The sequence below is a fragment of the Brachybacterium zhongshanense genome, from assembly GCF_055385755.1.
Window position 1 is genome coordinate 2,654,120 of the sequence record NZ_AP043790.1, and the last position, 13,770, is coordinate 2,667,889.

Consider the following 13,770-nt stretch of genomic DNA (forward strand, 5'->3'; position numbering starts at 1 on the left):
AGGATCAGTGCCAAGACAAGCTTAGGGCGTGCACAAGCGGCCGTGCGCACCGCGACGGCGTGACATGCGTCGTCCCGCCGTCGGCCCTCCCTCCGGGGCCGCTCAGAAGCTCGCGGATTCCCGTTCGACGAGCCGGAAGTCGGTGGTGTAGCTGCGCGCCGGACCCGAATAGCCGCCGATGCGCTCGACCAGCATGCTGACGGCGGCGCGCGCATAGTCGTCGAGATCGGGATCGATCGTGCTGAGACCAGGATTGGAGTAGGCGGACTCGGGCACGTTGTCGAAGCCGACGACGGCGACGTCCTCGGGGATCCGGATGCCTTGCCGGCTCAGCTCGTGCAGCGCGCCCAGCGCGATCGCATCGTTGAGGCAGAGGATGGCGTCGGGCCGCGCAGACAGCTCCAGGAGCCGACGCGCACCGATCACGCCCTCCTCATAGGTGAGGTCCGCGACGGGGAGCAGCAGATCCCAGGGGATCTCGGCGCCGCGGTCCGTGTGCGCCTGCGCGTAGCCCTTGGCGCGGAGCTCCCCGGTCCCCTCGACGGCGGAGCGGAGCTTCGGGAGGGTCAGCATCCCCTCGGGCGGTCCGCCGATCATCGCGATCCGGCGATGCCCGCGATCGAGCAGGCGGCCGGTCGTCACCCGCACCGCGTCGACGTTGGGGACGGTCACGAGGTCCGCGCGGTCATGGACGAGCCAGTCGCCGGCGACGACGTAGGGCAGATGCTGGCTGACCCCCTCGTGCAGCGCGGCGGTCGGGGACGAGGCGAAGTAGATCCACCCGTCGGCGGGCAGCAGGTTCATCTCTCCGATGGTCTTGGCGAACCCCGTGGCAGGGTCCGGATAGGTGTCGATGATGACGTTGTAGCCGTGGCTGCGGGCCTCGCGGATGACATGCTGCGACAGATGCGGGGCGAACGGCTGGGAGAACCCGAAGATCGCCAGGCCGATCAGCCCCGACGAACCGGTCTTCAGGGAGCGCGCCGAGGCGTTCACCGAGAAGCCGAGGTCGCGCATCGCCTTCAGGACGCGCTCACGCGTCTCCTCCCGCATGCTGCCCGTGCTGTTGAGGACGTTCGAGACGGTCTTGAAGGAGACCCCCGCCTCGGCCGCCACGTCCTTGATCGTCACGCGCCTGCGCTGGGCGGACGGTCCGCCGCCGCTCTCTGCCATGGTGAGTCGCCTTCCGCCGGGCCGTCGAGGTCGGATCGGCGCACCGGGCGCCGACGACGATGATCTCAGACCGCACTCAGGAGGTCCTGCGCAGGGCGCGCATCCGCGCCATGCGGAGCACCAGCACGGCCAGGTCCGCGCAGACATCGATGACGAAGGCGACCCGGGTGAGCGTGGCCATCGAGACGAAGCCGCCCTCCCCGAGGGCGCGAGAAGCTCACTTGACAGACCACGGGCAAACCGGTTTAATCATGTCGCGTCAAACCGGTTTGCACTTCTATGGCGGAGCATCGCTCCCCGGTCGCATCTGCAGGAGAGGAGGGACGGGATGTCCTCACCCCGCAGGCCCACGATCGGCGACGTCGCGCGCCGGGCCGGCGTCTCCAAGGGCACCGTCTCCCTCGCGTACTCGGGCAAGCGCCCCGTCTCGGAGGAGACGCGCCAGCGGATCTTCGCCGCGGCCGAGGAGCTCCAGTGGACCGCGAGCCATCGGGCGCGGGCGCTCGCGACCTCGCGCACAGGGGCCGTCGGCCTCGTCGTCGCCCGCGATCCCGAGGTCCTCGCCACCGACGCGTTCTTCGCGAAGTTCATCTCGGGCTGCGAGCGCGTGCTCGCGGAGCACGACATGGGGCTGATGCTCCATGCCGTGACCACGCAGACCGCGGAGCGCCAGGTGTACGAGCGGCTCGCCGCCGGGCGGGCCGACGGCGTGATCCTGCTGGACGTCCAGGTCGACGACCCCCGCTTCGCGCTCGTGCAGGATCTGGGACTGCCCGCCGTCGTGCTCAGCGCCCGCGCCCCGTCGGCGACGGAGACGGCGGGTCTGCCGACGGTCTACTCCGACGACGCACCGGCGATCCGCGAGCTCGTGGATCGGATGGTCGACGCCGGTCACACCCGGATCGCGCACGTCGCAGGACCGTCCAGGTATGTCCACGGCCGCATCCGCGCCGAGGCCTTCCGCGCCGCGATGAGAGACCGCGACCTGGACGGATCGCTCGTGGTCGAGGCGGACTTCACCGCCTCCTCGGGCCGTGACGCCACCGCGCGGCTGCTCGATCTGGAGGCGCCGCCCACCGGGATCGTCTATGCCAACGACATGATGGCCATCTCCGGCCTCTCCCTCGCCCGCAGCCGCGGACTCCGGGTCCCCGAGGACCTCTCGGTCTCCGGCTTCGACGACAGCGAGCTGTCCGCCCACCTCTCCCCCGGGCTGTCCACGGTGAGCACCGGCGCGGTCGAGCACGGGGCGACCGCCGTCGGCGAGCTCCTCGACGCGATCGCCGGGGCGCCTGCGCGGGCCGTGGAGATGACCACCACCGCCGTTCACCGAGGCAGCATCTCTTCCCCTCCCCGTTCGTGATCCAAGAATCCGCCCATGCGCGCACTGCAGCGCGCAGCACCGACAGGAGTTCAATGATGAGCATCGATCGACGCACCTTCGCCGCGGGAACGGCCGCCGCACCCCTCCTCGCCGCCCTCACAGCCTGCGGGAACGGCGGGGGCGGGTCCGGTGACGCCCAGACGTCCCGCGGCCCCATCTCCATCTGGCTGTCCAACAACGAGCAGGAGATCGCCTGGGGCGAGGCCGTGGTCGAGGCGTGGAACGCCGAGCATCCCGACGAGGAGGTGACCGCGCAGGAGATCCCCGCCGGCCAGAGCTCCGAGGAGGCCATCACCGCGGCGATCACCGCCGGAACCACTCCCGACCTGATCTTCAACATCTCCACGGCCGCGGCGCCCGGCTGGGTGCAGCAGGGTGGTCTGGTCGACCTCAGCAGCTTCGACGACGGCGCCTCCTATATCGAGGAGCGCACCGGCGCGGAGGTCGCCCAGGGGTACGCCGACGAGAGCGGCAGCTACTACCTGCTGCCGTGGAAGTCGAATCCCGTCATGGTCATGTACAACAAGGATCTGTTCGAGAAGGCTGGCCTCGACCCCGACGACCCGGGGATGAGCTCCCATGAGTCCTTCCTCGAGGGCTGCCGGAAGATCATCGACTCGGGTGCCACGAAGGCAGCGATCTGGCCTTCCCCGACGAGCGAGTTCTACCAGCCCTGGTTCGACTTCTATCCGCTGTACATCGCACAGTCCGACGGCCGTCAGCTGGTCGAGGACGGAGCCTCGACCTTCGCGTCCGACGACGGGTTCGCGGTCGCGGACCTGTGGGCACAGATCTACGCGGACGGGCTCGCGCCGAAGGAGGCGTCGACCGACGACGCCATGTCGACAGGGGAGACCGCGATGCAGCTCGCAGGTCCCTGGGCCATCAGCTCGTACAAGGACGCCTTCCCGCTCGGGTTCATGGCGGTGCCCACCGCCGAGGGCTCTGACCCGGAGACCGTGAAGACCTTCGCGGACTCCAAGAACGTCTCGATGTTCACCACGTCCCAGAACCAGGCCACCGCCTGGGACTTCCTGAAGTTCGCCACGTCCGAGGAGCAGGACGGAGCCTTCCTCGAGGCGACCGGACAGATGCCGCTGCGCACCGGCCTCGTCGACGCATTCGCCGACTACTTCGAAGCGAACCCGGACTACGAGGCCTTCGCCTCGCAGGCCGAGCGCGTGGTCGACGTGCCCAACGTGCCCAACTCGGTCGAGGTGTGGCAGACGTTCCGCGACGCGTTCTCCTCCTCCGTCATCTTCGCGAAGGAGGACGTGGAGACCGCGCTGCAGGACGCGGCCGACGCCATCGACCAGCTCGTGCAGGGCTGACCATGACCGCCTCGCCCCGAGCGCGCTCCGCATCCGCGCCCCGCTCACACCTCCCGCTGGGGGGACGGCTCGGCGCGCAGCCCATCGGGCTGCTGCTGGTGCTGCCCTATGTCCTGTTCCTCATCGCGGTGATGGCGTGGCCGCTGATCCAGGCGGTCTGGATCTCCTTCCACGACTACTTCTTCACCGCCCCCACGGCGGTCGTCGAGCACCCCTTCGTCGGCCTGGAGAACTACGCCACCGCGCTCACGGACCCGCAGGTGCGCAGGTCGTTCCTGAACATCGCGATCTTCCTGGTGATCAACGTCCCGCTGACCGCTGTGCTCTCCCTCGTGCTCGCATCCGTGCTCAACCGGGTGGTGCGCTTCGCCTCCGTGTTCCGGGTCGCGTTCTACATCCCCTACGTCACGGCGAGCGTCTCGCTGATCGGTGTGTGGATGCTGCTGTTCTCCTCCGACGGTCTGGTCAACATGATCCTCGGCCCGCTCGCCCCTGACCCGTCATGGCTGGTCAACAGCTCCCTGGCGATGCCGTCGATCGCTCTCTACGTCACGTGGAAGCAGCTGGGGTTCTACATCCTGCTGTACCTCGCCGCGCTGCAGAACATCCCGAAGGAGCTCTACGAGTCAGCGTCCACGGACGGAGCTGGCGCGCTCCAGAGGTTCCGCAACGTGACGGTCCCCGGCGTGCGCTCGGTGACGGCGCTCGTGCTGATCCTAGCGATCATCACCGGTGCCAATCTGTTCACGGAACCGTATCTGCTGACCAACGGCGGCGGACCCGACGGCGCCTCCGCCACCCCCGTCCTCCTTATCTACCAGAAGGGCATTCAGCAGACGAACCCGGACGTCGCCTCCGCCATCGGCGTGATCCTGGTGATCGGGATCGGTGTGCTGTCGATGCTCGCCGCACGCACAGGAAGGGAGAGCTGAGATGTCCACCGATCCCACCGGCTCCGCGGATCACGCCGGCACTGCTGAGCACGACATCGCGCCACCCGCTTCCGGCCGCGGGCGGAGTCACCGGGGGCGCGGCCCGTCGATCGCCCTGTACGTCGTCCTGGCGGTCTTCGCGCTCGCCTTCGTGTTCCCCTTCTGGTTCATGGCCGTCGGCGCATTCCAGGAGAACCCCACCAGCTCGCCGTCGGACCTCGTCCCCACGGGCGGCTGGACGCTCCAGAACTTCATCGACATCAACGCCCGCCTCGACCTCGCGCGCTCGCTGCTGAACTCGCTCATCTTCACGCTCGGCGTCCTCGCCGGGACGCTGACGTTCGGACTGCTCGCCGGATACGCCCTCTCGCGCCTGCACTGGCGCGGTCGCGGTGCCCTGTTCGCGATCATGCTCGGCGTCCAGGCGATCCCCTTCCAGCTGCTGATGATCCCGCTGTACGTGCAGATCACCCGCACCTACGGGCTCGGCGACACCTATCTCGGGATGATCCTGCCGTTCCTGATCAACACCACCGCCGTGTTCATCTTCCGCCAGTTCTTCCTGTCCCTGCCGGAGTCCCTGTTCGAGGCCGCCCGGATCGACGGTGCCTCCGAACTGAGGATCCTGTCCTCCATCGCCGTCCCGCTCGTGAAGCCGGCCATCGCGACGGTCGCGCTGATCACGTTCATCGGGCCGTGGAACGAGTTCCTGTGGCCGTTCCTGATCACCAAGCAGGCCGATCTCCAGCCGCTCGCCGTGGCGCTCGCGAACTACATCACCAACGTCGCACAGACGGCGTCGAACCCCAACGGCGCGATCCTCGCAGGTGCCGCGACCCTCGCCTTCCCCGTGGTGCTGCTGTTCGTGCTCTTCCAGAGGTACTTCCGCGCCTCGGACATCAGCTCCGGCATCAAGGGCTGACGACGGCACGACCAGAGCACCCGCCCGCCCCCGCTGTCCGACCCACACCGCCCGGCCCTGACCGCCCGACCAGAACCGTCCCGGGGGCTCCCGTCCCCGTCGTTGTCCCGACCATCGACCCGACCCGACAAACGCACCAGCACCTGAGGAGAAGCATGTCCACCGTGTCCCTGTTCGGCGGAGCCTCGTTCCCGCTCGGCCCCTTCACCCCGTATGAGAACAACCCGATCCTGCGCCCGAGGGGCGACTCCTGGGAGTCCGCGAACCTGTACAACCCGGCCGCCCTCGTGGTCGACGACCAGGTCGTCCTCCTCTATCGGGCCCATGCGGAGGACATCGTCTCCCACATCGGCATCGCCTTCTCCGACGACGGCTTCCGCTTCGAGCGCGAGGACGCCCCGATCCTCTCGCCCGAGCACGACTACGAGCGGTACGGCTGCGAGGACCCTCGCATCGCGTTCATCGACGGCACCTACTACCTCACGTACACCGGGTGGGACCGGTACAGCGCGCAGCTGTGCCTGGCCACCTCGACGGATCTGCGCACCTGGACGAAGCACGGTCCCCTGTTCGAGGACTTCGACACCTTCAGGACCACGAACTCGCGCGACCGCACCTGGTCGAAGGCGGGAGTGATCGTCCCGCGCCAGCTGCAGGGGAAGTGGTGGATGTACTTCGGCGAGGGCGCGATCTACTGGGCGACCAGCGACGACCTGATCCACTGGACGCCCGGGACCAGCGACGAGGAGCCGATGCACTCCCCGACTCCCGGCTCCTTCGACGAGTCGCTCGTGGAGATCGGGACCTCCCCCGTCCTGACCGACGACGGCCTGCTGGTGATGCTGACCAACGGCGCCACCCGCACGGTGCACCCCGACGGCTCGGTCGAGGTCGACTACCGCTGCGGACAGATCGCGATCGACCCCGCGGAGCCCACCAGGGTCCTCGCGCGTCTGCAGGAGCCGTGGCTGCGCCCGCAGACCTACGAGGACACCCACGGCCTGGTCTCGAACGTGACCTTCGTCGAGGGGCTCGTGAAGTTCCAGGGGAAGTGGTTCGCCTACTACGGCCAGTCCGACACCACGCTCGCCGTCGCCGTGCACGATCCGGCGCACGGCTACGGGGTGGGTCTGAGCGCCGACGGGTGACCCAGACCGGTCACGGTCCCTGGCACGGCCTGCTAGGACCTCGATAGGATCGTGACCGTACCCCACCGCTTCCAGCGTCGGCAGCGATGTCCCCTCCTTCTCGCGCTGGAGCATCTGTGACCTCGCATCCAGTCCCCTCGCACGCCGCGCTGCCGCCGAGCCGTCTGCGTCTGGTCATCCTGGCCATGTCGCTGGGCGCCTTCGCGATCGGCACCACCGAGTTCGCCTCCATGGGGCTGCTCCCCCAGATCGCCGAGGACCTGTCCGTGTCGGTGCCGCGGGCCGGCATGCTGATCAGCCTGTACGCCCTGGGCGTGGTCGTCGGCGCACCGCTGGTGACGATCGCGGCGGTCCGTCTGCCCCGCTCGCAGCTGCTGATCCTGCTGATCGCGCTGATCGGGTTCGGGAACCTGCTCTCGGCGATCGCCCCGAGCTTCACGGTGCTCGCCGCGGCCCGCTTCATCGCCGGGCTCCCCCACGGCGCCTACTTCGGTGTGGCCTCGCTGGTCGCGGCGCGCCTGTCCCCCGCCGGTCGACGAGCCCGCTCCGTCTCCCTCATCATGCTGGGACTGACGATCGCGACCATGGTGGGCGTGCCGGCCTCGACCGCACTCGGCCAGAACCTCGGCTGGCGGAGCGCCTACGTCATCGTCGTCGTCATCACCGCCGCGAGCACGCTGGCGATCTGGCGGCTCGTGCCGGAGCCGGAGAACGCGGGGGTGACGGGCTCCATCCGCGGCGAGCTGCGCGCCCTGAAGCGTTCCCAGGTGTGGTTCGGCGTCGGCATCGGCGCCATCGGCTTCGGCGGCATGTTCGCCATGTACTCGTACATCGGCGAGCTCGTGCCCGGTGTGCTGGGGCTGTCCGATCAGGCGGTCCCGGTCGCGCTGTTCGTCTTCGGCATCGGCATGACCGTCGGCAATGTGCTCGCCGGTCGTCTCGCTGATCGCAGCGTCTATCTCACGATCTTCCTGGGCCTGATCGGTCTGGGGGTCAGCCTGGCGCTGTTCGCGCTGTTCGCGCACAACGTCGTCGCCGGCTTCATCCTCATGTTCGCCGTCGCCGTGACCAGTCAGCTGATGGGGCCGTCCCTGCAGCTGTTCCTCATGGACGCCTCGCCGGACGCTCCCTCGCTCGCTGCGGCTCTGCACCATTCGGCGCTGAACACCGGCAACTCCCTCGGTGCGGCGCTCGGCGCGGCGGTGCTGGCGGCAGGGTTCGGCCTGCTCGCTCCCTCGTGGGTGGGCGTGGGCCTCGCTGTGGCGGGCATCGGCATCGCGACCTGGTCGTATGCCGTGCATCGTCGCCAGATGGAGCATGCCGCCCTCGATGGCGCGTCCGCCATCGAGGGCGCACACGCGCAGACGGCCGACGAGGACCTCCCGGCCGACGCGCAGGCGGAGAAGACCGTCCCGGCGGGCTGCTGAGCGAGGTCCATCGGGGCCGCCCCGTCGCGGGCCTCGCCCTCGCGGCTCCTCGGACGGCTCCTCGGACGGCTCCTCGGACGGAGGCAGGAGCTTCGTCCCTGCCCTGTCGCGTCGCCGTCTGGTGTGATCGGGGAGGAGCGCCCGACCTCAGATGCCGGCCGTCGGGCGCTCCTCGCCCGGGCCGGGGCCCTGAGGAGGAGCACTCCCCTGCTGGCCGTGCGCTCATCCCAGCATCGCCCGGATCTCGGCCGGGTCAGGCCCCGCTGCGCTCGATCCCGTTGATCCCCTCCCGTCGAGTCCATCGTCGAGCAGCGACGCGGCGAGCTCCCGTTTACCGGCCTGAAGTGCCAGGACCTTCTCCTCGATGGTGTCGGCGGAGACCATCCGGTAGACGGTCACCGGACGGTCCTGGCCGATGCGGTGGGTGCGATCGATCGCCTGCTCCTCGACGGCCGGGTTCCACCACGGGTCCAGGAGGAACACGTAGTCGGCCTCGACGAGGGTGAGGCCGGAGCCGCCGGCCCGGAGGCTGATGAGGAAGGCGGCCTGGTCGCCGCGACGGAACTCCTCGATCCTGGCCTCCCGGTCGGTCGTGGTGCCGTCGAGGTAGGCGGTGGTGATACCGCGGCGCTCGAGGATCTCACGCACGACCCGCAGGTGCCGGGTGAACTGGCTGAACACGAGAGCACGGTGCCCTGACCCGGCGAGCGCCTCGAGCCGCTGGACGAGTTCACGGGTCTTCGCCGACGGGGAGTCGGCGGTGCCCGGGTCGGTCGCCAGCAGACGCAGCCGGGTCAGGGAGGCGAGGATCTCCACGCGGTTGCCCTGGGGATCCACGAGCAGCCCCAGCAGGCGTTGCCGCTCCTTGTTGAGGGCGGCGGTGTACCGGTTGATGTGCGCTGCGGCGAGAGGCAGCACGAGGGCGGTCTCGACCTTGGGCGGAAGGTCCGCGGCGACGAGGTCCTTGGTGCGGCGCAGGAGCAGAGGGGCGATGCGCCGACGCAGCAGGGCCAGGCGCTCCGCGCCTTCAACGGTGCGCCGCTCTATGGGGCGTCGCCACTCGGCGGTGAACTCTCCCAGCCGAGGCAGCAGCCCGGGCGCGGCGAGGGCGGCGAGCGCCCACAGATCCTGCAGCGAGTTCTCGACGGGGGTGCCTGTGACGACGAAGGCGACGTCTCGGGGAATGCTCCGCAGTGCGCGATGCAGCTGTGAGAGAGGGTTCTTCGCGGCCTGCGCCTCGTCGATCACCATCGCGGCCCATCCGACACTCCGGTAGCGGTCGATGTCCCTGCGCAGCAGCTGGTGGGAGACGACGACGAGGTCGACGTCAGCGGGGTCGAGGTCCGCATCGAGCATCCGGGTGACGACACGGACGCGTAGATCGGGCACGAACTGCGCCGCCTGCTGGGCCCAGGTGCCGAGCACGGATCGCGGTGCGGCGACGAGCACCGGCCGTTCGTCGGCCCGACGATGCCGCTGGATCGCGGTGAGCAGCTGGAGGGTCTTGCCCAGGCCCATGTCGTCGGCGAGAAGACCGCCGAGACCCGCATCCCAGCGGGCACCGAGCCAGCGATAGCCCTCGAGCTGATAGGGCCGCAGCTCCGCGCGGACCCCGGTCGGCAGCGGCTCATCGGAGAGGTCGGCGGGTCGGGCGCCCGCGAGCTGTAGGCGCCACCGCTCGGCATCCGCGGCGAGGCCCTCGAGTGTCGCGAGCTGCTCGAGTGTGCCGAGGTCGTGACGGCTGATGAGGATCCGTTCGTCGTCCGGCAGGGCAGCGGCGGTCTCCAGCAGGGCTCGCAGCCGCTGCATCTCCTCGGTGTCCAGATCGACGCAGGATCCGCCGACGACGATGCGCCGAGCTCCGGAGCGCAGATGGAGGATGAGCTCGCGCAGGCTCATCCGGGCTTCGCCGACGGTGACGACCCCGTCCAGATCGAGCCAGTCGCAGCGTGGCTGACCGTCGGCGTCCTGGGCGGGGCGCAGCTCCCAGCTGATGTCGGGCGGCGGCGCGTCGGGCAGATCGAGCCCGCGAGCGAGGATTCGCAGGCGCGTCCGGGGATCCTCCCCGAGCAGCCTCCGAGTCCGTGCGAGGACGTCACGAGCTTGGGCACGGGTGAGCACTCGTCCCTCGTCCTGGAGAAGGTCGAGCAGCTCGGGATGCTCGGCGACGAGGGCACCGAGCACGCGCCCCTCCTCGCGCTCTCGTCGCCACCGCTCGCCGCTGGACAGCAGGGGCACTCGCATGTGCCCGTCCTCGCCCTCATCGCCGTACTCCCAGCTCCACAGGAGGCGGATCTCCTCGTCGACCCGAGCACCGGATGAGGCGTCCTCCGTCCTCCCGGTGCTGCCCTCCGACGCCGTCATCCCCGGTGTCGCGGCCACTCCTGATGCCACGGCCGCTCCCGATGCCGCGGCCGACTCCGGTGCGCTGTCCACCTGCTCAGCACACTGGAGCGTCGCGCACAGCCGCAGCGGCAGCAGCGCCGTCCGGACCTCCTGGACCGCTCCGGTCAGACGGATGCGCGAATGCGCGGTCAGGTCAGGCAGCACGGAGCGGGCGAACTCCTCGACCTCGTCGTCGGGGATCCACAGCTCGCCGGCGATCAGGAGCATGCGCAGCTGCGGGTCATCAGGGATGCGGTGGATGTGCATCGGCGATCGACCGCTGGAGGCCGGGCCGTGCGCAGCACCCACCATCCCCGCAGAGTGCTCGGCATGCTCGGCATGCTCGGCATGCTCGGCATGCTCGGCATGCTCGGCATGCTCGGCGACGATGCTGCCGGCGGGGTCCCCGTGCAGATGCCAGTCCGTCGGACAGCGGTCCTCCTCCCACACCGGCCGGGTCCCGACGACGAGCCCTCCCGTGCTGCGCTCCAGATGCACCTCGACGGCGAGGTCGCTGCCGAGGACGAGGCTGCCGTCACCGGTGACCTCGAGCCCGGCGTCACGCGCCGCATCCAGCAGCGGCCACAGCTCGGGGCCGAGATCGGCCACGGTCGTCCCGATCCCCATCGTCCCGCGGGACCGGGAGAGGGTCCGCAGCACGGACTGCTGCGCAGGCGGCAGCTCGTCCATCGCCTGCTCCACAGCGGCCCAGGTGACCCGTCGATGCCAGGTTCCGGTCGTGGTCCGGCGCGAGGGCCGCACCACGACCGGGGTGCCGTGGCGCTGCGGCAGATGGGGTTCGACGGAGAGGACGAGCGCCGTGACCTCCGGTCTCAGCCAGGAGCTCGGCCTCGGGCTCGCAGCAGTCTCGGCCACGTGCCGCCAGGTCGAGCGGCAGCGGCCCTCGGCAAGAGCGCGCAGGGCCGTGACGCGGTGCTGGCATGCGGCCGGGCCGGCGCCCGGCGCGGCACCCGAGCCGCAGCTGCAGACGTCGGTATCCCGGACGCGGTGGCGCTGGTCGAGCTTGACGTGGATCCCATCGGGAAACCTCAGTTGCAGGAAGCCACCGCGCAGCTCAGCGAGCAGCGGCACATATCCGGTATCGAGCTGCTCCCGCGCGATCCTCCACGCCTCCTGCGGAACGTCTGCTCGGGGCCGCCCGAGCCCTTTCCAGACCCGGGCGACCCGTGCCAGCTCAGCCGCGCTCGCGGGCGGGGCGGCCGAGGGCTCGCGAGGACCATCCGTGCCGGTGAACGCCTCTGCCAGGCTCTCGTCTCCGAACGGCATGCCTCGACCCCATGGAGTGTTCGGGCTGGTGGGGAGCGGTTCCATGGACTCAGGATGCCGATCCTCAGCGCTCGGTGCTGGTCCGTCGGCCGGGCTGTGGATGAACGGGAGGTGGGGAGGAGAAGTCCGTCAGCGCTGCATCTCAGCGCCACCCGCGGCTCATCAGCACCTCCCGCGGCTCATGCGGGTCAGCTCTGCGCGCCTCCCCAGTCTGGGCGCGGGGTCTGCGGGCCGTCATAGGGCAGGTCGCCGACGGCGGCTTGGGCGGCCGCGAGGCGCTCCTCCAGAAGCTGTCGGGCGCGGGCGTGTGCGGGGTCGTCGGCGATGTTGGTGAGCTCCGCGGAATCGTCGACCAGGTCGTACATCTCCCACTCGGTCTCGCGCAGAGCGTCGGAGGCGCCGGGAGCGCCCATCCCATCCCCGTAGTAGCGGATCAGCTTGTGGGTCCGGGTGCGGATGCCGTAGTGGGCGGGCGCGTTGTGGTCGCGGTCCTCGTGCTCCCAGTACCGGTAGTACATCGCATCGGGCCACGAGGCCAGCAGCTGCGCATCCGCGCTGCCGTCGAGGAGCGGCAGCAGGCTGCGGCCCTGCTGCTCGGGCAGCTCCTCGTCAGCCTCGAGTCCGCACACGTCCAGGAGCGTCGCGGCGAGGTCCACGTTGGTGGCGATCTGGTCCACGGTCCTGCCGGCAGGGATGCGAGCGGGCCAGCGGAGCATCATCGGCATCTGCAGGGACTGGTCGAACATGAGTCGCTTGTCGAACCAGCCGTGGTCGCCGAGGAAGAATCCCTGATCGGAGGTGTAGATGACCAGCGTGTTCTCCGCCAATCCCTTCTCCTCGAGCGTGTCGAGGATGCGGCCGACGTTCTCATCGACGGCCTGGACGGTCTGCAGGTAGTCGCGCATGTACAGCTGATAGTTCCGTCGCGTGCGGGCTTCACGGTTCTCCTCGCCCTTCAGCTCCTCAGGGAGCGGCTGCTTGAGATCGTGATCGGTGAGGTCGTCGGCGATCGACATCCGCACATGGCGGACGGCTCGACTCATGCTCGCGTGATCGTCGAAGAGGGTCTCCGGCTCGGGGATCGTGCCCTCTTGGTACAGGCGAGCATGGCGGGGATGGGGGATCCAGTTGCGGTGCGGAGCCTTGTGGTGCACCAGGAGGCAGAACGGCGCATCGGGCTCGGCGGCGAGACTGCGGTCGAGCCAGTCCAGGGCCAGGTCGGTGACGGTGTCCGTCGCATACCCGGGCACCACGTCGTCCACCCGTTCGCCATCGGCGTCGATCCCGTACATGACGGGGTCGTTGTACTCGCCCTGGCCGCGGTAGATCCTCCACTCGTCGAAGCCCTGCGGGTCGTTCTCGGGCCCGTGGCCCAGATGCCACTTGCCGAACAGTGCGGTCCGGTAGCCGCAGTCGTGCAGGACCTGCGGGAACGTCCTGACGCGATAGTCGAATGTCGAGTAGATGGTGCCGGCACCGTTCACATGGGAGTAGGTGCCCGAGAGGATCGAGGCGCGACTGGGAGTGCAGATCGAGTTCGTGCAGTAGAGGGCGTCCATCCTCGCGCCCTCGTCCGCCAGGCGATCCAGGTTCGGGGTGATGTTCACAGCACCGGAGTACGCGCTGATGGCCCCGGCACCGTGATCGTCGGTCAGGATGAACACGATGCTGGGGCGGCGTGAGGGGGATGCAGGCATCGTCGGAACCATCCGACCATTCTTGCCTCGCGTCCCAGCGACCTCAACGATGAGCCTCCGGCGCGTCGGCTCCCCACGCGTCAG

General features: G+C 69.5%; 9 protein-coding genes. 6 read left to right on the forward strand and 3 right to left on the reverse strand.

Annotated features, from left to right (window positions below; genetic code table 11):
• Nucleotides 1–102: 102 nt before the first annotated feature.
• Nucleotides 103–1,173 carry a LacI family DNA-binding transcriptional regulator gene (locus tag ACZ5AJ_RS11900; protein WP_464134892.1) on the reverse strand — a complete coding sequence of 357 codons (1,071 nt, stop codon included), beginning with the start codon at nt 1,171–1,173 and terminating at the stop codon, nt 103–105.
• Nucleotides 1,174–1,501: 328 nt separating this feature from the next.
• Here ACZ5AJ_RS11900 and ACZ5AJ_RS11905 point away from each other — a divergent pair, with 328 nt between their 5' ends.
• From ACZ5AJ_RS11905 to ACZ5AJ_RS11930, 6 genes are all read left to right on the forward strand, one after another.
• On the forward strand, nt 1,502–2,536 hold the full coding sequence (locus ACZ5AJ_RS11905) for a LacI family DNA-binding transcriptional regulator (protein WP_464134897.1): 1,035 nt from the start codon (nt 1,502–1,504) through the stop codon (nt 2,534–2,536).
• 56 nt (nt 2,537–2,592) lie between these two features.
• On the forward strand, nt 2,593–3,888 hold the full coding sequence (locus ACZ5AJ_RS11910) for an extracellular solute-binding protein (protein WP_464134899.1): 1,296 nt from the start codon (nt 2,593–2,595) through the stop codon (nt 3,886–3,888).
• 2 nt (nt 3,889–3,890) lie between these two features.
• Nucleotides 3,891–4,820 (forward strand): carbohydrate ABC transporter permease, encoded by a 930-nt coding sequence (locus ACZ5AJ_RS11915; protein WP_464134902.1) that lies wholly within the window; start codon nt 3,891–3,893, stop codon nt 4,818–4,820.
• A 1-nt stretch (nt 4,821) separates the two neighbouring features.
• Nucleotides 4,822–5,742 (forward strand): carbohydrate ABC transporter permease, encoded by a 921-nt coding sequence (locus ACZ5AJ_RS11920; protein ID WP_464134905.1) that lies wholly within the window; start codon nt 4,822–4,824, stop codon nt 5,740–5,742.
• A 155-nt stretch (nt 5,743–5,897) separates the two neighbouring features.
• Nucleotides 5,898–6,890, forward strand: a complete 993-nt coding sequence (locus ACZ5AJ_RS11925; RefSeq protein WP_464134908.1) for a glycoside hydrolase family 130 protein — start codon at nt 5,898–5,900, stop codon at nt 6,888–6,890.
• Nucleotides 6,891–7,006: 116 nt separating this feature from the next.
• Nucleotides 7,007–8,317, forward strand: coding sequence for an MFS transporter (locus ACZ5AJ_RS11930; protein WP_464134912.1), 1,311 nt, complete (start codon nt 7,007–7,009; stop codon nt 8,315–8,317).
• Nucleotides 8,318–8,539: 222 nt separating this feature from the next.
• Here ACZ5AJ_RS11930 and ACZ5AJ_RS11935 read toward each other — a convergent pair whose 3' ends face one another.
• Nucleotides 8,540–12,034 carry an SNF2-related protein gene (locus ACZ5AJ_RS11935; protein WP_464134915.1) on the reverse strand — a complete coding sequence of 1,165 codons (3,495 nt, stop codon included), beginning with the start codon at nt 12,032–12,034 and terminating at the stop codon, nt 8,540–8,542.
• Nucleotides 12,035–12,177: 143 nt separating this feature from the next.
• Nucleotides 12,178–13,686 carry a sulfatase family protein gene (locus ACZ5AJ_RS11940; RefSeq protein ID WP_464134918.1) on the reverse strand — a complete coding sequence of 503 codons (1,509 nt, stop codon included), beginning with the start codon at nt 13,684–13,686 and terminating at the stop codon, nt 12,178–12,180.
• Nucleotides 13,687–13,770: the final 84 nt, after the last annotated feature.